The sequence below is a fragment of the Haloarcula sediminis genome, from assembly GCF_035656455.1.
GTDB classification, from domain to species: Archaea; Halobacteriota; Halobacteria; order Halobacteriales; family Haloarculaceae; genus Haloarcula; species Haloarcula sediminis.
Window position 1 is genome coordinate 830,126 of record NZ_JAYMGA010000001.1, and the last position, 22,225, is coordinate 852,350.

Genomic DNA, 22,225 nt, shown 5'->3' on the forward strand with positions numbered 1-22,225 from the left:
CCTACACCGAGTCCAGGTCGAGGTCGACGGCGTACCAGTCGAGTATCAGCAAGAAGACGGCGCCGACCAGTGCCGCGCCGGCGAACGCGACCACCACGTCCGGCGAGAAGCCCACCTCGCTCCCGACCTCCTGAATCGGCGCCCGGAGCGCGCCGACGACGAGCGCGACGAGGAACGTCATCGTGGCCCGCCGGTTGCGGTCAAGCGAACGGCGCACGACGCGTGAGACGGTGAACAGACCCACGAGACCGCCGGCGATGAACGTGACGACCAAAACAGCGTCGTCAACGAGCGTCGCAGTCGACCCGCCGGAGACGGCCGCAATGAGCCCGTCGATGAACCGGCTGAGCGTGTCCGACATGAACGTGTACTGCCCGAGGATGACGAGCAGGAGCGACCCCGAGATACCGGGCAGTATCATCGCGCTGACTGCCACGGCACCGGCGACGAAAATCACAGCCAGCCCACCGCTTTCGAGGAAGGCGACGGGCCCGGACAGCAGGAACGCGATAGCGAACCCGACGACGCCGGCGACGGCCTGGAACGCGGAGCCGACGGTGAGTTCCCGCAGGAGGACCACCGCCGAGGCGGCGATGAGACCGAAGAAAAAGCCAAAGAGCAGCGTCGGGTAGCTCTCGTTGAGGACGTGGACCGCTCTGGTGACTAAGACGACGGCCGTCCCGACGCCGGCGACCAGCGCCAGCCCGAACCAGCCGTCGATCTCGTCGAATACGTACAGCGCCCCGCGGAAGTCGAAGCCGCCGTCGAGCGGCGTCAGCGATCGCAGGAAGGTGATGATTCGGTCGGGCGTGAGGGCGTTTATCATCGCGATGAGCCGCCCGTAGATGCCGGCGATGAGCGCGATTGTGCCGCCGGAAACGCCCGGGACGGCGTCTGCACTCCCCATACAGAGGCCGATGGCGAACGTCCGCGCCCACTCGCGTACTGGGGGGACGGAGCCACTGAGCGTCGGTAGCTTCTCCGGCGGCGTAGTCATTGCCCCAAGCTACCGCCAAGCGGGTGAAATCTCTTGTGAAGTCGTCAAGTGACGCCACGCGGCGTCGGTGCCGGAAAAGAGTCAGTCGGCGCTTTCGACGACGAGCACGCCGTTGTGCAGCGACGGCGTCCCGTTGCTGTCGGGCAGTTCGATGTCGATTTCCGTCCGGAGCATGGGCGTGTCGACGGCGACGACGGCCGTCTCGTCGATGCATTCGACGGTCACCTCGTCGTCGGCGAGCGGGTGCAGGTCGGCGGCGACCGTCCACCCGTCGTCGTGTTCGGTGCGAGAGACGTACAGGTCGTGTTGGTGCTGGGTCGCGTCCATCGGTTAACCAGTAGTAGGGCCGCTACCGACATAGGGGGTCGGTTGGCAGGCGCCGAACGCCCTGCCGCCGGCGGGAGCTATGTCCCGCCGTGTGACCGTCGGTCGGGGCCGCTCCTGTCGACCCAGACGGGGCCGGCCTGGCGTCGGCTATGTACTAGATAGTATCGAGGAGGTCACAGTTACGATCGAGATAGCTACAAAGTGCCGGTATTTGCTCCGGAGCGGCTCACGTTCGGGGCCGTCTGACCACCAACCCCCCTTCCGGTCACTCGGAGTATGTACTGCCTGCCGTCGCCAGAGTGGCCTCCGTCCGGGTGTATCGAGTCCGCAGGAGCGGTGTAGTACCGAATACCCAACGCCTACGGTCACCGATACCGCGCGTTTTGAACCTGACCCGGGAGGACCACACGACCCCTCACTACGGTTGGGGCCCGAGATACCCCCAGGCTTGCAGCCGGTCGCCGTCGCCGTCGATCCACCGCTCGCCGATGTCGTCCCGGTAGTACATGTTGGGCATCACGATGTCGTCGATACGCCCGTACGCCTGCTCGCGCGCGGCCTGCATCGTGTCGCCCTTGCCGGTCACGACGATAGGCATCCCGTTGTCGCCAGCGACGCGCCACTGTCCGTCGACCTCCTTCGCGTCCTCAAGGTGGATCCCTTCGCGGCTCTCGCTCTGGAAGACGACGACGGCGTTCCGGGAGCTCTCGTCGTACGTCTTCTCGTCGTCGAACGGGAACGGCGGGAGGACGATTCGAACAGCGATCTGGTAGCCGTTGTGAACCGCTACCTCGGGGTCGTTGCCGTGGGCGAGGTCGTAGAAGAACTCGCCGGTAGACGACTCGATCGACTCTTCCTGCAGCGCGATCGTCGGATATCCGAACCGTGGCGTGAACTCCAGGGGATAGATGCCGCTATCGTTGACGATGCAGTTGAGGTCGATACTGCCGACGTAGCCCTCGTTGGCGAGCCAGTCTTCCAACTTCCCGAGGGTCTCTTTGAACAGTTTGTTCCGGCCCGCCCAGAACATCGACGTCCCCATCTCGCCGGTCGAGGGGCCGATGTTTCCCGGAAACAGTTTCTTGTGCTCGAAGTTGAAGTTAACACGGTCGACGAACTCGGTGCCGTCGAAGAACCCGCAGATGGCGACTTCGACGCCTTCGACTTTCCGCTGGAGCTGGAAACCCTTCATCCGGTGGCCCCACGCCTTCTTGTACGCCCGCAACACGTCGACAACGTCGCTCCCGTCGTCCTCGTTACCGACGTAGAGCAACCGCTTGACGTTCTGGACCTCGCCGAGCGGTTTGACGACGTACGGGGCGGGATTCTCCTGGACGAACTCGATGCCGGCGTCGAAGTCCTGAAAGACGTGGTGTTCGACGGTATTTACGCCGTGTGCTTCGAGAACGTCCATCGCGTAGCCACGGTCCTCTTCCAGCCGGTCTGTGGCGGGAGTGCCGCCAACCACGGCGTGGCCCTGGGCGCGCAACTCCTCGGCGAGGGCGCCGGTCCCGACCTCCGACCCGACCCAGATGTCGTCGAAAACAATGACATCGGCCCAGTCTACGTCGCCCCGCCAGTCGTCCGTCTTCGGGACGAACCCGTCGCCGATCTCCCGGTCGGTCTCGGCCTCGATGTAGTAGCGCACGTCGTGGTCCTCGCGGTGGACCTGCCACGCGAGGTCGGTGATGAGCGCCGCGTCGGCCGAGACGAACAGGAAATTGCTGGCTGCCATGGCGGTATCTCTGGACGGAACGCCTTCAGTGTGAGCGCCGGGCCATCGTAGATAGCTGCAGGAACTTCCACCAGAGGAACTGTTTTATTCCTCTTGGGGGAACTGACGAATATGACACGAGCGGAACTCGCCACAGCCAGCGACCAGCTCGAATCGGCAGCCGACGACACCGAAAGCGAGAGCGCGGGCGAGCGCCTCGGCGAACTGGCCGGCCAGCTCGAACGGCTCTCGACCGCCGACCGCGGCCCGGACCACGGCCGGCTGGCCCGCATCCAGTCAGCGCTGAACGACCTCCAGCACGGTGACGGGGTCGACGTGGCCGAGGCCATCGACGAGGCCGACGACGCCATCAACGAGTATCGGTCGGACCTCGACGGCGTCTAGTCGTCGGCGGTATCGGTCGGCGCGTCCCGGTCTGGGAGTTCGCTCGTTTTTCCGCCCGCACGGGACGCCAGGTACGCCACCAGTTCGTCGTCCGAGAAGTCCCAGCGAAGCGTCACCAGCCACTGGTTCCCCTCGCCCTCGGTCGTCGAGCGCTCGACCAGCTCGACCGGACCGGTCGGCTTCGGTCGCGGCCCCACAAGCTCCGTGCGGCGCTGACTGTCCCGGTCGGCGAGCAGTTCGGTCCGGAGGTCGGCGAGGTAGGCCACGAGCGCCGCCCGGTCGAACGACTCCGACCGTTCCGTCTCGAAGTGGGACAGTGCCCGACCGACGCCACCGGGGCCCCCCAGAGAGTGGCCGCCGACCACGGCGTTGACCACCGCGCCCAGTAGCAAGACCAGCGCCGAGAAGTAGAGGTAGGTGACGACCACGATGACGCCGCCGAAGAAGCTCCCGGAACTGGGCTCCGCGACGGAGAGGTAGAGCTGGAACAGCCCCTGCAGGGCCCCCCAGCCGACGGCGGCCACGACGACGCCGGGAAGCACGTCCCGGGCACCGAGGTCCGCGTCCGGGAACACGTAGTATATCGGGTAGAAGGCGACGACGAGCCCCGCTATCAGCGCCACCGGCGTCAGCAGCTGGCTGTAGGGTATCTGTTCGACCAGCCCGCCCAGAACGATGCTGGAGGCGACCATCGCGACGACCGCCAAGACGAGTGCGACGAAGACGACGAGGCCGTCGCGGAACTTGTCCACCAGCGTGTTGGTGTCGACAGTCTCGTATATCTCCGAGAAGGCCGTATCGAGGCCGCGGAATATCTTCAGGGTCCCCCACAGGAGGACGACGAGCCCGAGAATCGACGCGCCGGCCCCGTCGGCGTTGCCCCGTAACAGCTGTGTCACGACATCGGCGATCGGGCCCGGTAACCACGTCCCGGCGACGGCCGCGATACGGTCTTCCAGCCCGGTGCCGAAGGTCGTCAGGACCAGGAACAACAGGAGGAGCATGGGCGCAAGCGAAATAAAGGCGTGGTAGGCGAGCGCCGCCGCCATGAAGGTGATGTTCTTCTCGGAGAAGTCCGCGGCGATGCGCTTCCCGAAGTCGATAGCGTCGGACCGGGTGACCATACGCCTACTAGTCAGCCGATTGAAAAGAGTGTGTGATGCGAGTTCCACGCGCCCTTGACCCGACGTTGTTGTGCGGTACGTACCACCGCGTCCGACCCCGCTCGTGTCCCCTACTCCCCTACCAGCTCCTCGGCCAACAGCGGCACGAACGTGCCGATGTCGGTGACCATCCCGACGGCCTGGGCGCTCCCGCGGTCGAGCAGCTGGGTGACGGTGGCGGGGCTGATATCCACGCAGACGACCGGCGTCGTAGACTGGAGACAGTTACCGACGGCGACGGAGTGCAGGAGCGTCGACAGCATCAGCACCATGTCGGCCCCGTGGGCCTGCTCGCGGATGGCCGCCTGTGCCTCGACGGCGTCGGTGATGGTGTCGGGCAGCGGGCCGTCGTCGCGTATCGAGCCCGCGAGCACGTAGGGCCGGTCGTTGACCACACACTCGTACATCACGCCGGACTCGATGGTTCCGGACTCGACGGCCGCCTCGATGCCGCCCTCGCGGATGACCTCGCTGATGGCGTAGATGTGGTGTTTGTGGCCGTGGCGGGCGTGGTCCAGCGTCTCGGTGTCGACGCCCAGCGAGGTGCCATAGAGGTCCCGCTCGATGTCGTGGACGGCGAAGCCGTTGCCGGCCGAGAGGGCGTCGACGTACCCCTCGCGGACGAGTCGGGCGAGGTCCTCACGGGCGCCCGAATGGATGAGCGCAGGGCCACAGACCGCCAGGATATCGCCGCCCTCGGCTTTCGTCTCCCGCATCGCGGTCGCTATCTGCCGGATGGTCGACTCCGAGGGCCGCTCGGCGGAGACGCCGCCCTCCATGAAGCCGAACGTCCCGCCGGTGTCCCGGGGCCGCTCGGGCGGTTCGACCCTGATACCGGTGTCGCCCGTGACGATGCGGTCGCCCGCCTCGACGGCGTTGAGCACCCTGGTGTAGGCGCGGGGGCCGTGTTCCCCCTCGGAGACCACGATGGCGCAATCCATCTCCATCCGTTCGACTTCGAGCCACTCGCCGTCGTACCGGACGAAGGTCGGGTGGTTCGTCGTGGAGTAAAAGCCGTGTGGGACCACTCTGTCGGCCGGCGCCCGCTCCAGTGTCGCGTCGGTCGGGTCGGCCGGATTCGCGCCGTGCTGGTGGAGTTCGTGGACGATGGACTGCAGGGTCGCCTCGTCGTCGGCCTCGACGAGCAGGCGGGCGTAGGACGCCTCGTCCTTGCGCCGGCCGATGTCGAACGCCTCGACGGTGAAGGAACCGCCCATGTCCATCACGATGCTGAACGCGGTCCCCATCGTCCCGGAGTCGATGATGTGGCCGTCCAGCTCCACCTCGCGAGAAACCGTCATGCCGGCCCTTGGTAACGTGAAACAAAGACGGTTGCGGTGGGACCAGCCCTGACGGCCCCCCATATGAGACGGTTGCAGCGGCCCTGTGGCAGACAGAGCGCGTAGTCAGCGTTCGCCCGTCTCCCGCGGATGCCCTACGATGCAGTGCTATTGCACCTCATGGCAGGCACTCACTCACTCCGTGGGTGCCGACGGCGTCGCGCCCCGTTCTACCATCCGGCGACGCTGCCGGAAGCGGTTCAGCAGTCCCCGTTCCGGGATGTCCAGCGGTCGGCTCGTCGGCGAATACTGTGGATACCCACCGACGGCGTCCTGGCTGTCGATGATGCCGTGGCGGTGATTCGACAGATTGGCGATCAGGTCGGCTTCTGTCTGCGGTCGGTTCGCCGGGCGCGAACCGGCGGTTGCCGTCACGAACTGCCGCACGTCGTCTGCCGGGACAACGTCGGTCTGTAAGTCCAGTCCGGACGGCACGAGCGTCGGGGACCCGACGTGGATGACGCTCCCGTCGTCGAGGGGTCGGGGAGCGGCGATCTCCAAGATGTCCTCGGCATAGACGGTCCCGCCGTTCTGAAACACTGCCGCTTCGGAATCGGTGTCGGGGCCAGCTTCGATGGCGATTCCGGCGGCGGTGATGTCCGGGTTGGTTCCGAAGAAGTGGACTATCTGTCCACCGGGGTTGTAGATGTAATTGTTCACCAGCACGGCGTTCGAACGTGTCGCCGGGTTCCGTCGGCGGTTGTGTGCGAACAACGTCCCCATGATACAGAGCTCGGTGTTCTCGTCGTTGGCCAGAAAGCCGCGTGAGTGTGGTCCCTCCGGATGGATCGAATCGCTCAGGGACTCCGCGACGATGCAGTTGAGAAACGAGTTCCGGTCAGCCCCATCTATCGTCCCCACCGTCTCGTCTACGCCCCACATCGCCGTACAGTGGTCGAACAGCACGTCCGCCGAGTCGGAGGACAGCGACTCGCCGTTTTCGGGCTTGTTCACGTTGTCGCCACACAGAAACGACATGTGCGAGACGATGACGTTTCTGGCACTGACGCGGAACCGCCCGCCGATGAGTGTGATTCCCGGGGCGGGCGCCGTTTCGCCGGCGAACCACGTCTGTGAGTCGGTCACTCGCAACGTGCCGAGGCGTTCGATGTCGATCACCCCGCCGACTTCGAAGACCACCACGGTCGGCTGTCCCGCCGCGTTGTCCATCGCCCGGGATATCGACCCGGAGCCCGTCGGACTGAGGGAGGTGACGGTCTCGACGTTGAGGTCGTTGCCCGCGGTCGTCACCCACGAGGTGTCGGTGAACGTCTGGTCCCAGGTGAAGCCACCGGTACTGCCGCCGAACTCGTCCGCGTCCTCGTCATCGACGAACGTGAACCCGGCGTAGGCCGCTCCGGCACCGATGACACCGGCGCCGCCCACCTTCAGGATATCACGGCGCGAGATCGAATCCAGTCGTGACACGGGGTTCGGTTGCTGTTTTGCCTCTCTATCGTCGGCGTGATCATCTTCCCGCTCGTCCATTCACACACATGTAATTCGCCCAAGGTGTATTAATTTGCGGTCGGTCGTGACTTACGGCGGAACCCGCGACCCCAGCACGGAAACGTCTCCAGCGGATATGGCCGGCAATGACCGGACGCGGCTACGAGAACGCCGGCTATCGCAAGCTGTTCGACGGCGACGGGCTCTCCGTCGGGCTTGGACTGCCACTGACTGGGGTCCGGGAGTCCACGCCGGCCGTAGACGAGGAGGTCGAACTGGCAAAACGGGCCGAGTCGCTCGGGTTCGACGGGCTCTGGGCGAGGGACGTCCCGACGTTCTGGCCCCGCTTCGGGGACGCCGGCGGCGCGTTCGACACGTGGCCGTTGCTCTCGCATCTGGCCGCTCACACCGACGACGTGGCGCTGGGAACGTCGAGTGTCGTCCTCCCGCTTCGGCACCCAATCCACGTAGCCAAATCGGCCGCGACCGTCGACCGGCTCTCCGGCGGGCGGCTGGTGCTTGGCGTCGCCTCCGGGGACCGCGACCCGGAGTATCCGGCGTTCGGCGTCGACCCCGACGAGCGGGGGGAGCTCGTCCGCGAGCGGGTCGCCGCGATGCGGGCTCTCTGGCGCGGGGAGTTCCCCGAGATAGAGGGATCGTGGGGCCGTCTCGACGGCGACCTCGACGTGCTTCCGAAACCGACGACGGAGACGCTGCCGCTCCTGCCGACGGGCAACTCCCGCCAGTCCGAGTCGTGGATAGCCGACCACGGCGACGGCTGGCTGTTCTATCACCTGCCCGAGTCCACGCTGCAGTCGTATCTCGACCGCTGGCGCGACCGGACTGAGGACAAGCCGTTCGCCATCGCCGTCCGGGTGGCTATCGCCGACGACCCGACGGCCGGCGCCGACCCGCTCCACCTGGGGTTCCGCGCCGGCGTCGAGTGGTTCCGGGACTACTTCGGCCGGCTCGAATCCTACGGGCTCGACCACGCCATCGTCGGGCTGGAAGCCGACGACCCGGAGGCGGCGATGGAGACTTTCGCGGCCGACGTCCTCGGCGAGTTCTGAGACGGTCGGCGACGGCTGTACAGGCGCCGCTCCCGCCGTCCGCGCGTATATCAGGCTCCGGCGCGAAAGTGTCGTATCATGACTCAGTCGAAGCTACTGTACAAAGCCCCCAGAACGACTGTCTCGCAGGACCAGGGGAAGTTCCGGACCCACTTCAACTTCCCCGGCCGGAACCTCCCCGACCACGACGACCACGGCTACGGCCCGCTGGCGACGGTCGTCGAGTCGTTCATGGACCCGGGCACGCTCATCGGGATGCACCCCCACCGCAACGAGGAAATAATCTCGTGGGTCCCCGAGGGCGTCATGCGCCACGACGACCGGCAGGGCAACGAACTGGTCACCGACCCCCAGAACCTGCTGGTGATGAACGCCGGCCGGGAGTTCTGGCACGAGGAGCGCACGCTGGCCGACGACCCGCCGCTGCGGATGTTGCAGATATTCGTCCGACCCCACAGCCTCGGGCTGGAGCCCGGGATACAGCACGAGCCGATTCCGGCCCCTGTCGAGGGCGAGTGGCGCCACCTGTTCGGCCCCGACGGCACAGACGCGCCGGCGTCCGTCCGCAACCAGGTACACTGCCACGACGTCAGGCTCGGTGCGGGGACCAGCGTCGACCTCCCGACGGTCGACGACTGGGACACGTACTTCTACGTCTTCGAGGGCGAGGTGACCGTCGCTGGCACGCAGTTCGGTCAGGCCGAGAGCGGCCTGCTTGTGGAGGATGCCACGGAGACGATGACCGCGGCGAGTGACGCCGTAGTGGTCGCGTTCAACGTCGACCCGACGGCCCGAGTCACGCGACAGGGCACTATCGGTCGCTGATGCTGTCGGCTGTAGGTGTGTGAGGTCGTTCGCTATCTGCTGCTATAGCCGACAGTATGCGACCGCTACGCGTCGACCCGGCGGTCGACGGCCCACGAGAGCGACGGGTCGGCGTCACGGAGCCGCTCGTAGAACCGCCGGAGCCCCGCGGATTCGGTCTCGGGCAGGACGTGCAGGCGCACGGTCCCGTCCCGGACCGCCACGCGGAACACGTCGGCGGTGTCCTCGTCGCGGACCAGCCACAGCGGCATCGGGAGGTCGTGGAAGTCCCCGTACCGATAGGGGCCGTCGGCCAGGATGTCGGTGACGACCGCCGCCAGCTCCGGCTCGGTGTATCGGTGGTCCGGCCGTAGTTCGAACTCCGTGCCGCCCTCGTACTCGACGCCGCTGCCGTGGGGGTACCGGCGAGTCGGCCGGGCCGGAATCGAGAACGAGGGGGCACCCGTCATCGGTGGTGACTACGGTGCGATAGCGTTTAAAATCGCGGGCGGAAGGCCCCGGGCTTTTGCCCTGTCGTCCCCTCCAGGCGAGTATGTGTGGCCGCTATAGTCTCTTTGCACCCGCTGACGACATCGAGGCCCGCTTCGACGCCGCGTTCGACTTCGACTTCGAAGCCCGCTACAACGCCGCGCCGAGCCAGTCGCTCCCGGTCATCACCGGCGACGACCCCGACACCATCCAGCGCATGGAGTGGGGACTGGTGCCGTCCTTTGCCGACGACCGGACCGACCACGGCTACATCAACGCCCGAGCGGAGACGCTGGCCGAGAAGCGTTCGTTTGCCGACGCGTACGAGTCGAGGCGGTGTCTGGTGCCCGCCGACGGGATGTACGAGTGGGTCGAGGAAGGCGGGACCAAACAGCCCTACCGCGTGGCCCTGCCCGACGACGCCCTCTTCGCGATGGCGGGCCTCTACGAGCGGTGGGAGCCCCCACAGCGCCAGACTGGGCTGGGGGAGTTCGGTAGCACTGGGAGCGGCGGTCAGGACGAAGTCGTCGAGACGTTCACTATCGTCACGACGGAGCCAAACGACACCGTCCGGGAACTCCACCACCGGATGGCCGTGAGTCTCGACCCCGACGAGGAGTCGGCGTGGCTCACTGGTGACACCGACACCGTCGCCGACCTGCTTTCCCCCTACGACGGCCCGATGCGGAGCTACCCGGTATCGACGGCCGTCAACAGTCCCAGTCACGACTCACCGGCGCTTATCGAAGAAGTAGACGTGTAGTTGCGCAGTCGGCCGCGCTACTGAACCCGGCCAAACGCCAGCGTGCCGCTGATGGACTCGATGTAGGCGTTGACGACCTGACCCTCGCGGGCGCCGGAGACGAAGATGGTGTACTTGCCCTTCTCGGCGACGCCGTCGCCCTCGCGACCGGTGCCGGTGATCTTGACCTCGTAGGTCTCGCCCTCTTCGAGCGTGGGCGTGTTCTGCTGGCTCGTCGTACTCGACCCCTTCGAGACCGGGCGGAAGGCACCACAGGCCTGACAGCGTAGCATGTCGACGCCGTCCTCGGTCTTGAGGATAGTGTCGGGTAGGCCACACTCCGAGCAGGTGACATACTCGGCGACGTAGGCGTCGACAGCCGCCTGGAAGTCGGCGATGTCGAACGAGCCGTTGTAGCGGGCCTCGCCGCCGTCGAACTGCCCGTTGGTCCCGAACTCGCGCTGGATGGCGCTGTGGAGGTGCTGTGCGTCACGCGAGAGCGCGTCGGCGATGGCTTCAAGGTTCGTCAGGCGTGTAAAGGCGCCGTCCGTCTGTCCCTCGGGCTCCGGGATCGAGAGGCGGTCGCCGGCCTCTCGGGGCTGGTCCGGCAGCACGTCGTAGGCTCTGTCGAGAGCGGCTTCGTAGTTCATACGGAAGGGAGGGGGTTCGGGATTAAAGGCGTTCCGTGATAGTCACTGGCACTGTCACTCCAGGTGGTGGTAGTCCAGCTCGTACCCGGTATCGACCGCGTCCTGAACCTCGGGGCTGGGTTCGGCCACGCCGCGAGTCCGCAGTTCCAGCCCGGTCGGTTCCTCGCTGGCGACGATGTTTCGCTGCCAGTCGCCGTCGGTCTCGGGGTAGTCCGTCCGGTAGTGTGCGCCACGTGACTCCGAGCGTTCGAGGGCCCCACGCAGTATCGCCTCGGCTATCGGGAGGCTAAAGGAGAGGTCGACGGCGAACTCGAAGTCGCGGCTCGTGCGGTCGCCCTCGATACGGAGGTCGGCCGTCCGCTCCCGGAGCGCGTCGAGTTCGGCCAGCCCCTGTTTCAGTGACGCCTCGTCCCGGAGGATACCGGCGTGCTCCCAGAGGATTTCACCCAGGTCGGCAAGCAGCTCGCGGGCGGTCACGTCGCCGTCGCTGGCTTCCAGCGCCGCGAGCGAGCGGAACTCCCGCTCGGCGAGCGCGCGCTGGCCGTCGGTGAGCGCCGGCGCCGCATCGGCGTCGACCTGCCCGGCGACGTGTTCGCCGACGAGCTTGCCGATGGCGACCGTTTCGGCCAGCGAGTTTCCGCCGAGTCGGTTGGCGCCGTGGACCCCCGCGACAGTCTCGCCGACGGCGTACAGCCCGTCCACGCCTGTCTCGCCCGTCGAGAAGTCGATGTCGACCCCGCCCATGGTGTAGTGGGCCGTCGGCGCGACCTCCATCGGCTCCTCGGTGATGTCGACGCCGAGCGAGTCGAACCGCTCGACCATGCTCGGGAGCCGGTCGCGGATGTACTGGTCCTCGCGGTGGGAGATGTCCAGGTAGACGCCGCCGTTGTCGGTGCCCCGCCCCTCGCGTATCTCCTGGGCGATAGCGCGGGCGACCACGTCGCGGGCGTCCAGTTCCATCTGGTCGGGGGAGTACTCCTCCATGAACCGCTCGCCGTCGGCGTTGAGCAACCGCCCGCCCTCGCCACGGACTGCCTCGGTGACGAGGCGACCGTCCCACTCCTCACCGTAGCGGGCGCCGACCATCCCGGTCGGGTGGAACTGGACGAACTCGATGTCCATGAGCCGCGCTCCCGCACCGAGAGCCAGGGCAGGCCCGTCGGCGTTGTTCTCGTCTTCGCGAGAGGAGTGGCGCTCGTACAGCGCCGAGGACCCCCCTGCCGCAAGCACCACGTGGTCGCTCCGGAAGCAGACGAACTCGCCGCTCTCCATGTCAAACCCCATCGCCCCTGCGACCCGCTCGCCGTCGGTCAGCAGGCGCGTCACCATCACGTTGTCCCGGTAGGGTATCTCCATGTCCTGGGCTTTCGCGACCAGCGCGTCGAGTATCGCCTCGCCGGTACGGTCGCCGACGAAGCAGGTCCGCCGGAACGACTGGGCGCCGAAGTAGCGCTGATTGATCTCGCCCGCGTCGGTCCGGTCGAAGGGCATCCCCCAGTCGGCCAGTTCCCGGATGCGGTCGGGCATGTGTTTCGCCGTCAGTTCGACCGCCTCGGGGTCGTTGATGTAGTGGCCCTCGTCCAGCGTGTCGGCGGCGTGGACCGTCCAGTCGTCCTCGGGGTCGAGGCTCCCCAGTGCGGCGTTGATACCGCCGGCCGCCCACGTCGTGTGGGCGTCCCCGTGGTCGCTCTTGCCGATGACAAGCGGCTCGACGCCCGCGTCCGCGAGGGATATCGCGACCCGGGCGCCCGCCGCGCCCGCGCCGACGACCAGCACCGGGACCGACACCGTCTCGTAGTCGGTGGTCTCGTCGCGGTCAGCCGTCCCGTCGGCCGTCTGCAGGCGGTCTCGCATGATTTCAGGTAGGGGCTGTAGACGGATAAGCTTCGCGCGCGTGCGCGCTTGCGCGCGAAACCGGCAGTCACCCGAACACCAGCAGGGCGTTCGAGACGACGACGGCGCCGGTGACTGTCGCAAACAGCGCCAGGAAGACGGCGGCGTTGCGGTCGTCAAGCAGCGCCCAGCCTGCGACCAGCCAGACCATCGCCGCGAACTTCACGAGCCAGAGCCCAAGGAGGCCAAAGTCCGCGAGCATCGCCGCGAGGACGACGTTGCCCTCGCGGAACCCCGCCGAGAGCCCCACCATCGTCAGCAGGATGTCGGCGACAGTGGTCGCGAGGATGAGCGCCCAGAGGACGGCGTGAGTTCGGGTCATGCGTCGCTCCCGGCGGAGGGTCAGGAGTGCGTCGTCGGCCTCGGAGGTTGCAACGACCGGCACCTGTTCATATCGGGGCCCCAGCGACATGAGCGCTCGGAAGCAAACGCGGTCGCTACCCACACACATATGGGTGCGCTGGCGCTACCCGGGATATGGTCCAGATCGACCTGACCACGAGTCAGCGACAGACACTGACTGCGCTGGTCAACAAACATCGGCCGGACGAGGGGCCGGTCAAGGCACAGGAGATCGCGGATTCGGTCGACCGCAGCCTCGGCACCATCCAGAACCAGATGCAGCGGCTGGCACAACTGGGCGTCGTAGAGGGTGTCTCCGGGCCGGCCGGCGGCTACGAACCGACAGACCTGGCCTTCCAGGCGCTCGGTCGCGAACCGCTGTCCGACTCGGCGGCCGTCACCGTCGCGCACGACTACGAGCGCCTCGACGTGACCGTCGACCGCATAACGTTTAAGAGCGTCCACCACCCCGAGAGCTGCCGCGCCGAGTTGCACCTCCAGCAGTCCGTCGCCGACTTCAGCGTCGGGCAGGCCGTCGCCGCAGGGCCGACGCCGCTGTCGGGCCTGGTCGTCGCGGGCACGATAGAGGCCGTCGACGACACCTCGAACACGCTGATTATCGACATCGCACAGCTGGAAGCGCCGGTCGAGGAACCGGAGTAGCTAGCCGCCGTGTTTCCGATACCACACCCGCTCGCCGACCGGTGACTCCCCCTCGTCGATATCCAGACGGGAACGGAAGAGCTCGCAGATAGCGAGCGTGACGACCAGCTCTACCGTCTCGCCGTCCGGCGTCTCGACCCCGACCACGCAGTGACCGTGGCGTTCGCCTACGGACTCGACGGTTCCGACCGACCACCGCTCGACGTGGTGGGTCGGCTCCCGCGCGTGGATGCGGTCGTGGGCCACTACCGCCCCCACTCGTAGAACCACCAGGCGCTACCGAGCAGGAGGAGCCCGGCGCCGAGAGCGGAGGTCGCCGGTTCGGGGAACACAAACAGGACGAAGCCGACGAGCAGCATCGTTCCGGGGCCGGCCTCGTCGAGATGGTCGCTGAGTGCCATACCGGGGCTTCACCCGGAATCGTGAAAAGCCGTTCGGCGACCCTACTCCCGGGAGTCGTACTCCTGGTAGATGACGTGCCCGCAGGCCTTGCAGTGGGAGGCGTCGGGGTCGTGATACGAGAGGCCACAGCTCGGGCAGGTGACGGTTATCTTCTCCCGGGAGCGCCACTCCTTGACTATCTTCCCGGCCTGCCACGGAATCAGGATGATGCCGGTGATGATGCCCCCGACCGTCACCAGCCGACCGGCAGCCGTGACGGGGATTATATCCCCGAAGCCGACGGTCGTTATCGTCACCACCGTGTAGTAAAACGCGTCGCCGAACGTGGCCACGCCGGGGTTGTGACGGTGTTCGACGCTGTAGAACAGACCGGCGGTGATAAAGAAGATGACAAGCACCGTCAGCAACAGCTTCGCCGCACGCAGGGTGTTGTCGTCGATAGTCCCGAAAAAGAAGTCCGCATCGTCGGTAAACCGGTAGAACCGGAGCACGCGAATCACGCGAAGGACGCGCAGGAATCCGATGTTCACCCCGACCGCGGAGACCGGAAAGACGACGATGGCGAGCGTCGGGAGGATGGCGAGCAGGTCCACCATCGTGTAAGCGTTGAGAAACTCCGCGCCCCGGTTGCGGGCGCCGTAGAGCCGGAGCCCGTACTCGGCGAGGAAGACGGCCGTGATGGCGACTTCGGCCCGCCAGAGCAGCGCCGCTGTCTCGGCACTGACCGGGTATGTCTCGGCGACAAACACCGCGATGAACACGAGGTTCAACACCAGCAAGGCGATGTCTATCACCTTGCCCAACGGGGTCTCGTGGTCCAGCAGGTAGAACCGCACCTGCTCTCGCACGTCGCTCGCGGCGGTCGAACCACCCATCGTACACGGTGTTCGAACGGACAGCTACGTAGAGGCTCGGGTTCGGACCGACGCCACAGACGTAGGGAAAGAAGGGCGCTACTCGTTTTCGGTCGCCGTCGCCTGTGCCAGCGCGTCCTCCGGTTCGACCCAGATGACGAACTCGTCGTACTCCTCGCGGTCGACGACGCCGTTGATGTACTCGGCGTCGACCGGCGGATGGTTGATATCCGACTCGGGCACCGGGACGACCTGCCGGACCTCGTCGACGACCCAGCCGATAGCGCCCTGGTCCTCGAACTGGTCGGGGTCGAAGACGATGATGAGGTTCTGGTCGCCCTCGCCCTCGATGTCCATCATCTCCTTCGGTTCGAGGATAGTCGTGATCTGGCCGCGCAGGTCGACGACGCCGTCGACGAACGCCGGGGTGTTTGGCACCCGCGTGACCGCGTCCCGCTTTACGATCTCCTCGACGTACTCGATGTCGAGACAGTAGTACTCCTCGCCCAGCGCGAACTCCAGAACGCGGACGACCTCCTCGGACTGGGTGGCCTCGCCCTCCATCGCCGCCCGGGCGCCGCCCTCGGTGGACTCGACGGAGGAGGTCGCCATCGCTGCCTCCAGGAGGTGCTGGTCGGGGAGCTCGACGCCGCTGATATCGCCGGGGACCGTGCTGGCACCGGTGGCGCCAGGCGTGTCGCCGGTCGCCCCGGTCTCGGCGCCCTCGCTGGCCGCTGTGGCCCCACTCTCACCGGCCCCCATGACCTCCGCGGCGGACTCGGCCGCTCGCTGGGCGGCCGCCTGTGCGTCGGTCGTCGGTTCGCTATCGGCCGCCTGCGACGACGACGTGGCGGCCCCGCCGGGCGACGGGTCGGACCCCGTCGACGTGTCGTCGCTGTCGGTCGACGAGGAGCCGGTGTCCTCGTTCGCCGTCGCGGACTCGCCGGCACTCGTGTCCCGGTCGTCGGTCTCGTCGGCGGCGGACGACTCGGCGTCGCCGGTCGGCGACTGGCTCTCCTTGCCGTCGTCGGTCGAGTCGTCGTCCGCGTCGTCGGTACCCCTGTTGCCCGAGCGCATGTTACTGATGCGCTCTGCTCGGTCCATGCGGTCGTCGGTCATGCTGTCACCTTGTTGTAGCCGAACTGCTCGTCGAACTGCGCCGCGATGTCGCTGAACACCTCTGCCATGTCACACTGTTCTTCGGTCCCGAAAATCGAGTTCCCCGCGGAGTAAGCCCGCTGGAGGGCCACGCGTTTGCGGACCTGCCACACCGGGCTGTCGGGGAAGGCGGCCTTGAACCACTTCAGCATCGTCTCGGCTTCGGAGGTCGTCTCGATGCGGTTGGCGACGACGCCAAGCATCTCCACCTGGATGTCGGCCTGCTGTTCGAGGGCGACCATCTGGTCCATCAGCAACTCGATGGCCCGCTCGGAGGTGGCCTCCGCCAGCGCCGGGACGAGGACATGCCTGGCCGCGAAGACGCCGGTGTCGGTCAGGTTGCCATAGAAGGGTGGCGAGTCGATGATGATGTAGTCGTAGCCCGACACTGTATCGAGCGCCCTGTCGAGCGAGCCGAGGGCGTGGCTCCCGCTCACCATCTCCGGTGTCACGTTGATGGCGAACTGGGAGAGGACGGCCGGGTCGACATCGAGCCCGCGGGCGTCGATACGGGCGATGAGGTCGGCGATGGTTAGCTCGTGTTCCGCCTGTAACATATCGATGTTGGACGGAACCACGTCCATCTCCTCGTGTTCGACCACGATGTCGCCCAGTAGCTCGGGCTCGCCCGTGAGCACGTCGAACAGCGACGGCGGCTGGGCGTCGTAGGCGTCGACGAGCCCCAGCCCCTCGGTCGCGTTGCCCTGCGGGTCCAGGTCCACGAAGAGCACGTCCCGGCCCCGGTCGCTCAGCGCCCCGGCTACGTTGATCGCTATCGTCGTCTTGCCGGTCCCGCCTTTCGCGTTGGTCACGCAAATCCGGGCAGGGCCAGTCGCTTTACCCCGGTTCATCTGCCCCAAACTCGGAGGCCGCCCGGTATAAAAATACGCCCCCGATTATCAAACGCGTAACTGGCCGCGCGCGACGGATTCGCGGCCGAGCGGCCGTGAACCGTCGTCAGACGACCGTCAGACCGACTGCAAGATTTAACTTCGCGCAGATGAAACAGGGTAAGCATGACTATTAACCCGCGCGACTACGACCTAGACGAGCTGCGGAAGATGGCTCGCCAGCGCGGCGACCGAAACGGCGGGCTGGCCGACGACGAGGACGTCCCCGACCCGTCGAACCTGGAGATGGGGCTCGAAGAGGCCGACGAGGAGATGCTGGCCGGTGGCTCCTTCCGGTCGGGGCTGTACCGCGAACTGCTTCCGTTCCTCTCGGGCGACAGTCACGAGAAGCCCTACCTCGCGGCGCTGCCCGAGACCTACGCCGCCGAAATCGTCGTCTTCGAGTGGCTCGAGTTCCTGCTGATGCACTCGGGGTACAAGGGCGCCGACGAGGCACTGGCGTACTACGAGTCAATCGACTGGATCACCGAACAGGTGCAGTCGGACCTCTCGGATTACCTGCTGGGCATCGACGAGACGGCCACCAACGACGGCAACGACCTCAGCGTGGACGACCACATGCTGAGTCTGGTGTACGTCGCGAAGCTGACCGCCATGGAGTAGCAGGTTCGAGCGCGGGTCGATATCAGCGCTGATTCTTGACGTGAGGTTATATACCGGGGCAGCGATAACTGCCGAGCGTATATGAGTGACGACGACGCGGCGGAGGCCGCCAACGGGGAGTCGACGGCGGACTCCGACGACACCAGCACGAGCGGGGGAACCGTTCCGGTCGGGGTGAAACTCGGCAGCACGCGGACTGTCATCGCCCTCCCCGATAGCCACGGGACCGAGAACCGCATCATCCGGACGCTGACCTGTATGGCGACCTACGAGGACGCCCTGACCGGCGAGGAGAAGGTCCTCTACGGCGAGGAAGCGGCACGGGAGTACCCCGACCGCGTCGAGTACATGCTCCGCTCGGGGCTCCCGGAGGACAAGGACCGCGCCGAGATGACCAAGACCTTCTTCGAGGCGCTCATCGAGGCAAACGACATCCCGGCAAACAGCGGCGTCGTCTACGCGATTCCGACCATCGACAACCCCGCGGGCCTCGAAAACCTGAAATCCGTCATCGAGGACTCCAGTATCGGTCTCAGTCTCATGGAGAGCTATCCGGAGTCACTGTGTGGCTCCATCCCCGCCTTCGGCGACGACCTCGAAGCCATCGACGAGATATTCATCTCTGTCAACATGGGGTCGACGAACCTCGAGGCCTCGGCGTACCGCCGCGGCGAGCAGCTCGCGCCCTTCACGACCGGTGCGGTCACCGGCAACGAGGTCGACCGCATGATCGCAAACTACGTCGAGGAGGAGACCCAGGGCCGTGTCAACATCGACACCCAGACCGCCCGCGAGTACAAGGAGGAACACGCCGACTTCCTCGATTTCGAGCCCTTCACCGACATCATCCAGCAGCCCGGCGGCGGCACCCACGAGTTCACCATCGAGCGGTCGGTGATGGACGCCGTCGACGAGTACCTCGACGACGCCGTCGACGAGCTGGCAAACACCTTCCTGCCGGAGCTGGCAAACGAACACATGAAGGTGTACCAGCTGGCGCTGGACCGGCCCATCGTCCTGACCGGCGGGATGGCCTGTATCCCCGGCATCGTCGAGGAGTTCGAGGCGCGGCTCAGCGAGGAGCTGAACCGCGACGTGGAGGCGACGGCGGCCGACAAGCCCGACGAGGCCCCCACTGTCGGGGCCCAGCGCATCGCCGCGAGACTCGTCGAGAACAGCTGAGGCCTGTCGAGACGCGCACAGCCCCGACGCCCGCCCTAACAGTTTACCGACGCCAGCAGTCGAACCAGCCGACGATGGTCGGCGCGTCGTCGCTCTCCCGTCCGGCCGTCTCAGTCAGCGTCGCGAAGATATCCGTGTCGATCCGGACCGCCGGCGGCGCCCCGGCACTCTCCGGCTCGTTGTCCTCTACTGTGGCGCCCTGTCTTACGCCTGCCATGGCATAGCGTTAGAGAGCCTGATACCTAAAGCCAAGTCAGACGCGCGTCAGCCGAGGGGTGACTCGATAGCAGTGTATGGGCCAAGCTAGCACACTTCGGCAAGATTTATTCCCATCGAAAGAGTATAATTATCTATAATGAAGTGTTCGGCCTGTGGCACCAGAATGACGTACAACGACGAGACGACAAAGCTCACCGAGTTCGTCTGCCCGCACTGTCACGAGACGGTCATCGACTGGAAGGCCGCCGCACGGACCGAGCGGCTGGCCTGACGACGCTCACCGGTACTCACTTCTCGGTACGGTGCGGCTGGCTGGCGCTCAAAGCGTCGTACTCGTCCCGCTGTAGCCACAGTCGTCACAGGCGGCCGTCTCGCGGTCGCCGAGGGAGTAGACGGCCACGTGGCCCCCACAGCGGGGGCAGTTCTCGCCCGCCTCGGGCTGGCGCGCGTCGGACAGCACCCGGTCGAACGCCGGCGTGGTGTCGCTGCCGGCGATGACCTGCGCGTGGACCGCCGAGACGGACTCCTCGACGGCGACACCCCAGATGAGCACCGCGTCGTCGGGTATCGCCGCCTGGATGCCGTCGACGGCGTCGACGGCCGACGCGAGCGTCAGGTCCTCGCCGCCCACGAGGTTGACCAGAATGGCCCCGAAGTCGTCCACGTCGGTGTATGGCGCCGCCAGGGCCGCCTCGACTGCCTGGACCGCGTCGGCGGCCACGTCGCCGGTGTCCGTGGCCGTGCCGGTCGTTATCGCGGCCGCCTCGCTGCCGTCCAGAACGGTCCGGATGTCTGCCGGGTCGAGGTTGATGACGCCGGGCCTGGCGATGAGTTCATGCAGCGTGGTGACGACCGAGCGGATGCCCCGCCGGTGATAGCCCGGCGGGACGACGACCGTCGCGTCGACGGCCGAGCGGAGGCGGGCGATTTCCCGTGCCGTCGTCGGGTCGAGTTCGGCCGCGGTCGCGGGCGCGGCGACGACGGCGATGGTCAGTCCCTCGCGTGCGGCCAGGCGTTCGAGCCACTCGGCGGGCGGTACCGTCCCGTTCGCGAAGTCGGTCGCAAACACCGTGACGGAAGACCGGTCACGGGACGGTTCGGGCGGCTCGGACAGCGCCGTGATGCCGGGGACCAGTCCGAGTGTCTCCCCGACACTCGCGACGCCCGCGTGGCCGACGACCACCGACTGGTGCTGTTCCAGCACGGCGGCGGGTTCTCCTCGCATAGCCCAGAGTGTAGACCCGTATGACCCCTGCCGACTAAAGTTACGTGGGCGAGAGCCGACCGAACGCAGACGCCGTCCGGCAGTACTGACCTGCGCTGTCAGTCCCGTGTTCGCCGTTGGCCGCCGGTCTGATCGCCGCTATTCGTCCGCCGAGTCGTCCTCCGCGTAGCCGACGCCCTCGGGGCCGGTGATGTCGAGCGGGCGAATCCACTCGTACCAGATGAAGACGACGCCGAGCCCGTAGCCCATGGCCCAGACGGCGCTGCCGACCCACGGATACCCCATCTGGCTCAGGAAGCCGTTGGCGAGTCCGGGGACGATGACCACCGCGGCGACAGTCAACCCCAGAACGATGGTGTCGTTGCGGTTCATCGACCGCTCCCCGCAGTGTGCCCGGTGTGCATATCCCGACAGAGGGGCCTGGCGAATTTAGGGGTGGCGCTTCGACCACCATCCCCGCGCCCGGCGCCGCCGGAGGGGGCGACTCCGTAGCCAACCCTTTTTATTACAGTATGCCTTATCCCGGGTGACGGGAATGTCTCAGAACCACACTGGTCGGTCGTCACAGGAGGACATTGAGTGGTGCTACGACGCCGTCCACAAGGTGTCGCGGACGTTTAGCTTGACAATTGCGGAACTCGACGAGCCGATGGCGCGGGATATCTGTGTCGGCTATCTTCTCTGCCGTGTCGCCGACACAATCGAGGACGCCGGCCACATCCCCCCGGCAGCCCAGTCGGAACTGCTCACACTCTACAGTCGGACACTGGACCCGGACACCGACGCGTCCGTCAGGACGTTCGACGACGCCGTGGCCGAGTGGTTACCGGACACGCTGACCGACGACTGGGAGGTCGTCGACAACGCCGCCCGCGCCGTGGGCGTCTTCCGCTCGTTGGACAACCACGCCCTAGAGAGCATCCGCGGCCCGGTGCGCGAACTCGTCGACGGGATGGCGATGTTCGTCGACCGCTACGCCGACGACGGCGGCCTGCGCATCAAGACGCTGGACGAACTGGAAGAGTACTGCTGGTACGCCGCCGGCACCGTCGGCACGCTCGTGACGGCCCTGGTCTCTCATGAAGCCACGGAAGAACAGACCGAACAGATGGAGGCAAACGCCCGCGCGTTCGCCCTCCTGCTCCAGCTCGTAAACGTCGCCAAGGACGCCGCAACCGACATCGAGGAGGAGAACAACGTCTACCTCCCGCTGGAGCTGCTGGAGGAAGAAGGGCTCGACCACAGCGACGTCGGCGACCCCGACAACGTCGACGCGCTGGTCCCGGTCATAGAGCGTGTCACCGCCCGTGCCGAGGGGTATCTCGACGGCGCCCAGACCTGGCTCGAAGCGATGCCCGAGACGCGGGGCAACACCCTCTCGGCGTGGGCCATCCCGTTCCTGCTCGCTGTCGGCACCATCCGCGAACTGCGCGAGCGGCCCGCCGACGTCATCGAACAGGGCAACGTCAAGATAACCCGCGACGAGGTCCACGCGGTCTGTCAGCAGTTCATCGGCGATAGCTCGCCGGCAATCGGCGACCTGCGTCGCCGCATCCGAGAACAGCCCCTCCACGAGTACTGACGGCACCCGCGTCACACTCGGCCGGACATTCCCCCCGTTCG

Annotated in this window: 27 protein-coding genes; 9 read left to right on the top strand and 18 right to left on the bottom strand. The window is 66.6% G+C overall.

Annotation, left to right across the window (positions count from 1 at the left end):
• Window position 1: 1 nt before the first annotated feature.
• The 3 genes from VJ162_RS04470 to VJ162_RS04480 all read right to left on the bottom strand — a co-directional run bounded on the left by VJ162_RS04470 (window position 2) and on the right by VJ162_RS04480 (window position 3,059).
• Window positions 2-997: a DUF368 domain-containing protein gene (locus VJ162_RS04470; protein ID WP_324662677.1), complete on the bottom strand. Its 996-nt coding sequence runs from the start codon at window positions 995-997 to the stop codon at window positions 2-4.
• Window positions 998-1,078: 81 nt separating this feature from the next.
• Complete coding sequence (locus VJ162_RS04475) at window positions 1,079-1,324, bottom strand: DUF7127 family protein (RefSeq protein ID WP_324662678.1); 246 nt, start codon at window positions 1,322-1,324, stop codon at window positions 1,079-1,081.
• Window positions 1,325-1,742: 418 nt separating this feature from the next.
• Entirely contained in the window at window positions 1,743-3,059 is a 1,317-nt protein-coding gene (locus VJ162_RS04480; RefSeq protein WP_324662679.1) for a phosphoribosylamine--glycine ligase, read from the bottom strand.
• 111 nt (window positions 3,060-3,170) lie between these two features.
• On the opposite strand from VJ162_RS04480, the gene VJ162_RS04485 reads away from it, so the two are divergent.
• A complete protein-coding gene (locus VJ162_RS04485; protein ID WP_324662681.1) occupies window positions 3,171-3,443 on the top strand; it encodes a DUF7553 family protein in 273 nt (90 codons plus the stop codon).
• On the opposite strand, the gene VJ162_RS04490 is transcribed toward VJ162_RS04485, so the two are convergent.
• From VJ162_RS04490 to VJ162_RS04500, 3 genes are all read right to left on the bottom strand, one after another.
• A complete protein-coding gene (locus tag VJ162_RS04490; protein WP_324662682.1) occupies window positions 3,440-4,567 on the bottom strand; it encodes a YihY/virulence factor BrkB family protein in 1,128 nt (375 codons plus the stop codon). The two genes, VJ162_RS04485 and VJ162_RS04490, sit on opposite strands and share 4 nt — an antisense overlap.
• Window positions 4,568-4,677: 110 nt before the next feature.
• Complete coding sequence (locus tag VJ162_RS04495; RefSeq protein WP_324662683.1) at window positions 4,678-5,907, bottom strand: ornithine cyclodeaminase, nickel-pincer nucleotide-dependent; 1,230 nt, start codon at window positions 5,905-5,907, stop codon at window positions 4,678-4,680.
• A gap of 174 nt (window positions 5,908-6,081) precedes the next feature.
• Complete coding sequence (locus VJ162_RS04500) at window positions 6,082-7,434, bottom strand: hypothetical protein (RefSeq protein ID WP_324662684.1); 1,353 nt, start codon at window positions 7,432-7,434, stop codon at window positions 6,082-6,084.
• A 107-nt stretch (window positions 7,435-7,541) separates the two neighbouring features.
• On the opposite strand from VJ162_RS04500, the gene VJ162_RS04505 reads away from it, so the two are divergent.
• Window positions 7,542-8,465: an LLM class oxidoreductase gene (locus VJ162_RS04505; RefSeq protein ID WP_324662685.1), complete on the top strand. Its 924-nt coding sequence runs from the start codon at window positions 7,542-7,544 to the stop codon at window positions 8,463-8,465.
• 78 nt (window positions 8,466-8,543) lie between these two features.
• The gene (locus tag VJ162_RS04510; protein WP_324662686.1) at window positions 8,544-9,290 is read left to right on the top strand and encodes a pirin family protein; all 747 of its coding nucleotides are present in this window, start codon (window positions 8,544-8,546) and stop codon (window positions 9,288-9,290) included.
• Between the two features lie 65 nt (window positions 9,291-9,355).
• Here VJ162_RS04510 and VJ162_RS04515 read toward each other — a convergent pair whose 3' ends face one another.
• Window positions 9,356-9,739, bottom strand: coding sequence for a hypothetical protein (locus VJ162_RS04515; protein WP_324662688.1), 384 nt, complete (start codon window positions 9,737-9,739; stop codon window positions 9,356-9,358).
• A gap of 83 nt (window positions 9,740-9,822) precedes the next feature.
• Here VJ162_RS04515 and VJ162_RS04520 point away from each other — a divergent pair, with 83 nt between their 5' ends.
• Entirely contained in the window at window positions 9,823-10,521 is a 699-nt protein-coding gene (locus VJ162_RS04520; RefSeq protein ID WP_324662690.1) for an SOS response-associated peptidase, read from the top strand.
• 17 nt (window positions 10,522-10,538) lie between these two features.
• Here the strand turns inward: VJ162_RS04520 and VJ162_RS04525 are convergent, their stop codons facing one another.
• From VJ162_RS04525 to VJ162_RS04535, 3 genes are all read right to left on the bottom strand, one after another.
• Complete coding sequence (locus VJ162_RS04525) at window positions 10,539-11,150, bottom strand: translation initiation factor IF-2 subunit beta (protein WP_324662692.1); 612 nt, start codon at window positions 11,148-11,150, stop codon at window positions 10,539-10,541.
• Between the two features lie 54 nt (window positions 11,151-11,204).
• Entirely contained in the window at window positions 11,205-13,004 is a 1,800-nt protein-coding gene (locus VJ162_RS04530) for an L-aspartate oxidase (protein ID WP_324662694.1), read from the bottom strand.
• A gap of 67 nt (window positions 13,005-13,071) precedes the next feature.
• Window positions 13,072-13,428 carry a DUF5658 family protein gene (locus tag VJ162_RS04535; RefSeq protein ID WP_407066826.1) on the bottom strand — a complete coding sequence of 119 codons (357 nt, stop codon included), beginning with the start codon at window positions 13,426-13,428 and terminating at the stop codon, window positions 13,072-13,074.
• 92 nt (window positions 13,429-13,520) lie between these two features.
• On the opposite strand from VJ162_RS04535, the gene VJ162_RS04540 reads away from it, so the two are divergent.
• Window positions 13,521-14,048 (top strand): Rrf2 family transcriptional regulator, encoded by a 528-nt coding sequence (locus VJ162_RS04540; protein ID WP_324662695.1) that lies wholly within the window; start codon window positions 13,521-13,523, stop codon window positions 14,046-14,048.
• Here VJ162_RS04540 and VJ162_RS04545 read toward each other — a convergent pair whose 3' ends face one another.
• The 5 genes from VJ162_RS04545 to VJ162_RS04565 form a co-directional block, all read right to left on the bottom strand.
• Window positions 14,049-14,294, bottom strand: coding sequence for a DUF7861 family protein (locus VJ162_RS04545; RefSeq protein ID WP_324662696.1), 246 nt, complete (start codon window positions 14,292-14,294; stop codon window positions 14,049-14,051).
• Window positions 14,294-14,449 carry a hypothetical protein gene (locus VJ162_RS04550; protein ID WP_324662698.1) on the bottom strand — a complete coding sequence of 52 codons (156 nt, stop codon included), beginning with the start codon at window positions 14,447-14,449 and terminating at the stop codon, window positions 14,294-14,296. Before VJ162_RS04550 ends, VJ162_RS04545 begins: the two co-directional genes overlap by 1 nt.
• 42 nt (window positions 14,450-14,491) lie before the next feature.
• Window positions 14,492-15,325 (bottom strand): ion transporter, encoded by an 834-nt coding sequence (locus VJ162_RS04555; RefSeq protein ID WP_324662699.1) that lies wholly within the window; start codon window positions 15,323-15,325, stop codon window positions 14,492-14,494.
• Between the two features lie 78 nt (window positions 15,326-15,403).
• Window positions 15,404-16,423 carry a chemotaxis protein CheW gene (locus VJ162_RS04560; RefSeq protein WP_324662700.1) on the bottom strand — a complete coding sequence of 340 codons (1,020 nt, stop codon included), beginning with the start codon at window positions 16,421-16,423 and terminating at the stop codon, window positions 15,404-15,406.
• Window positions 16,420-17,313 (bottom strand): ParA family protein, encoded by an 894-nt coding sequence (locus tag VJ162_RS04565; protein ID WP_324662701.1) that lies wholly within the window; start codon window positions 17,311-17,313, stop codon window positions 16,420-16,422. Before VJ162_RS04565 ends, VJ162_RS04560 begins: the two co-directional genes overlap by 4 nt.
• Window positions 17,314-17,478: 165 nt before the next feature.
• Here VJ162_RS04565 and VJ162_RS04570 point away from each other — a divergent pair, with 165 nt between their 5' ends.
• Complete coding sequence (locus VJ162_RS04570) at window positions 17,479-17,976, top strand: FlaD/FlaE family flagellar protein (RefSeq protein ID WP_324662702.1); 498 nt, start codon at window positions 17,479-17,481, stop codon at window positions 17,974-17,976.
• Window positions 17,977-18,057: 81 nt separating this feature from the next.
• Window positions 18,058-19,158, top strand: coding sequence for a hypothetical protein (locus VJ162_RS04575; protein WP_324662703.1), 1,101 nt, complete (start codon window positions 18,058-18,060; stop codon window positions 19,156-19,158).
• A 43-nt stretch (window positions 19,159-19,201) separates the two neighbouring features.
• On the opposite strand, the gene VJ162_RS04580 is transcribed toward VJ162_RS04575, so the two are convergent.
• Window positions 19,202-19,375: a hypothetical protein gene (locus VJ162_RS04580; protein WP_324662704.1), complete on the bottom strand. Its 174-nt coding sequence runs from the start codon at window positions 19,373-19,375 to the stop codon at window positions 19,202-19,204.
• A 138-nt stretch (window positions 19,376-19,513) separates the two neighbouring features.
• Here VJ162_RS04580 and VJ162_RS04585 point away from each other — a divergent pair, with 138 nt between their 5' ends.
• Complete coding sequence (locus VJ162_RS04585) at window positions 19,514-19,648, top strand: hypothetical protein (protein WP_324662705.1); 135 nt, start codon at window positions 19,514-19,516, stop codon at window positions 19,646-19,648.
• Window positions 19,649-19,696: 48 nt separating this feature from the next.
• Here VJ162_RS04585 and VJ162_RS04590 read toward each other — a convergent pair whose 3' ends face one another.
• Entirely contained in the window at window positions 19,697-20,602 is a 906-nt protein-coding gene (locus VJ162_RS04590; RefSeq protein WP_324662706.1) for a hypothetical protein, read from the bottom strand.
• A 138-nt stretch (window positions 20,603-20,740) separates the two neighbouring features.
• Window positions 20,741-20,974: a hypothetical protein gene (locus VJ162_RS04595; RefSeq protein WP_324662709.1), complete on the bottom strand. Its 234-nt coding sequence runs from the start codon at window positions 20,972-20,974 to the stop codon at window positions 20,741-20,743.
• Between the two features lie 163 nt (window positions 20,975-21,137).
• Between VJ162_RS04595 and VJ162_RS04600 the strand changes: the two genes are divergently transcribed.
• A complete protein-coding gene (locus VJ162_RS04600) occupies window positions 21,138-22,184 on the top strand; it encodes a phytoene/squalene synthase family protein (RefSeq protein ID WP_324662711.1) in 1,047 nt (348 codons plus the stop codon).
• Window positions 22,185-22,225: the final 41 nt, after the last annotated feature.

Excerpts from the sequence above, each read along its gene's own strand:
- VJ162_RS04470 (WP_324662677.1), bottom strand. The coding sequence starts at position 997 with ATGACTACGCCGCCGGAGAAGCTACCGACGCTCAGTGGCTCCGTCCCC.
- VJ162_RS04530 (WP_324662694.1), bottom strand. The coding sequence starts at position 13,004 with ATGCGAGACCGCCTGCAGACGGCCGACGGGACGGCTGACCGCGACGAG.
- VJ162_RS04515 (WP_324662688.1), bottom strand. The coding sequence starts at position 9,739 with ATGACGGGTGCCCCCTCGTTCTCGATTCCGGCCCGGCCGACTCGCCGG.
- VJ162_RS04550 (WP_324662698.1), bottom strand. The coding sequence starts at position 14,449 with ATGGCACTCAGCGACCATCTCGACGAGGCCGGCCCCGGAACGATGCTG.
- VJ162_RS04595 (WP_324662709.1), bottom strand. The coding sequence starts at position 20,974 with ATGAACCGCAACGACACCATCGTTCTGGGGTTGACTGTCGCCGCGGTG.
- VJ162_RS04475 (WP_324662678.1), bottom strand. The coding sequence starts at position 1,324 with ATGGACGCGACCCAGCACCAACACGACCTGTACGTCTCTCGCACCGAA.
- VJ162_RS04500 (WP_324662684.1), bottom strand. The coding sequence starts at position 7,434 with ATGGACGAGCGGGAAGATGATCACGCCGACGATAGAGAGGCAAAACAG.
- VJ162_RS04520 (WP_324662690.1), top strand. The coding sequence starts at position 9,823 with ATGTGTGGCCGCTATAGTCTCTTTGCACCCGCTGACGACATCGAGGCC.
- VJ162_RS04490 (WP_324662682.1), bottom strand. The coding sequence starts at position 4,567 with ATGGTCACCCGGTCCGACGCTATCGACTTCGGGAAGCGCATCGCCGCG.
- VJ162_RS04555 (WP_324662699.1), bottom strand. The coding sequence starts at position 15,325 with ATGGGTGGTTCGACCGCCGCGAGCGACGTGCGAGAGCAGGTGCGGTTC.
- VJ162_RS04590 (WP_324662706.1), bottom strand. The coding sequence starts at position 20,602 with ATGCGAGGAGAACCCGCCGCCGTGCTGGAACAGCACCAGTCGGTGGTC.
- VJ162_RS04480 (WP_324662679.1), bottom strand. The coding sequence starts at position 3,059 with ATGGCAGCCAGCAATTTCCTGTTCGTCTCGGCCGACGCGGCGCTCATC.
- VJ162_RS04600 (WP_324662711.1), top strand. The coding sequence starts at position 21,138 with ATGTCTCAGAACCACACTGGTCGGTCGTCACAGGAGGACATTGAGTGG.
- VJ162_RS04565 (WP_324662701.1), bottom strand. The coding sequence starts at position 17,313 with ATGAACCGGGGTAAAGCGACTGGCCCTGCCCGGATTTGCGTGACCAAC.
- VJ162_RS04580 (WP_324662704.1), bottom strand. The coding sequence starts at position 19,375 with ATGGCAGGCGTAAGACAGGGCGCCACAGTAGAGGACAACGAGCCGGAG.
- VJ162_RS04505 (WP_324662685.1), top strand. The coding sequence starts at position 7,542 with ATGACCGGACGCGGCTACGAGAACGCCGGCTATCGCAAGCTGTTCGAC.
- VJ162_RS04540 (WP_324662695.1), top strand. The coding sequence starts at position 13,521 with ATGGTCCAGATCGACCTGACCACGAGTCAGCGACAGACACTGACTGCG.
- VJ162_RS04575 (WP_324662703.1), top strand. The coding sequence starts at position 18,058 with ATGAGTGACGACGACGCGGCGGAGGCCGCCAACGGGGAGTCGACGGCG.
- VJ162_RS04585 (WP_324662705.1), top strand. The coding sequence starts at position 19,514 with ATGAAGTGTTCGGCCTGTGGCACCAGAATGACGTACAACGACGAGACG.
- VJ162_RS04510 (WP_324662686.1), top strand. The coding sequence starts at position 8,544 with ATGACTCAGTCGAAGCTACTGTACAAAGCCCCCAGAACGACTGTCTCG.
- VJ162_RS04485 (WP_324662681.1), top strand. The coding sequence starts at position 3,171 with ATGACACGAGCGGAACTCGCCACAGCCAGCGACCAGCTCGAATCGGCA.
- VJ162_RS04495 (WP_324662683.1), bottom strand. The coding sequence starts at position 5,907 with ATGACGGTTTCTCGCGAGGTGGAGCTGGACGGCCACATCATCGACTCC.
- VJ162_RS04560 (WP_324662700.1), bottom strand. The coding sequence starts at position 16,423 with ATGACCGACGACCGCATGGACCGAGCAGAGCGCATCAGTAACATGCGC.
- VJ162_RS04570 (WP_324662702.1), top strand. The coding sequence starts at position 17,479 with ATGACTATTAACCCGCGCGACTACGACCTAGACGAGCTGCGGAAGATG.
- VJ162_RS04525 (WP_324662692.1), bottom strand. The coding sequence starts at position 11,150 with ATGAACTACGAAGCCGCTCTCGACAGAGCCTACGACGTGCTGCCGGAC.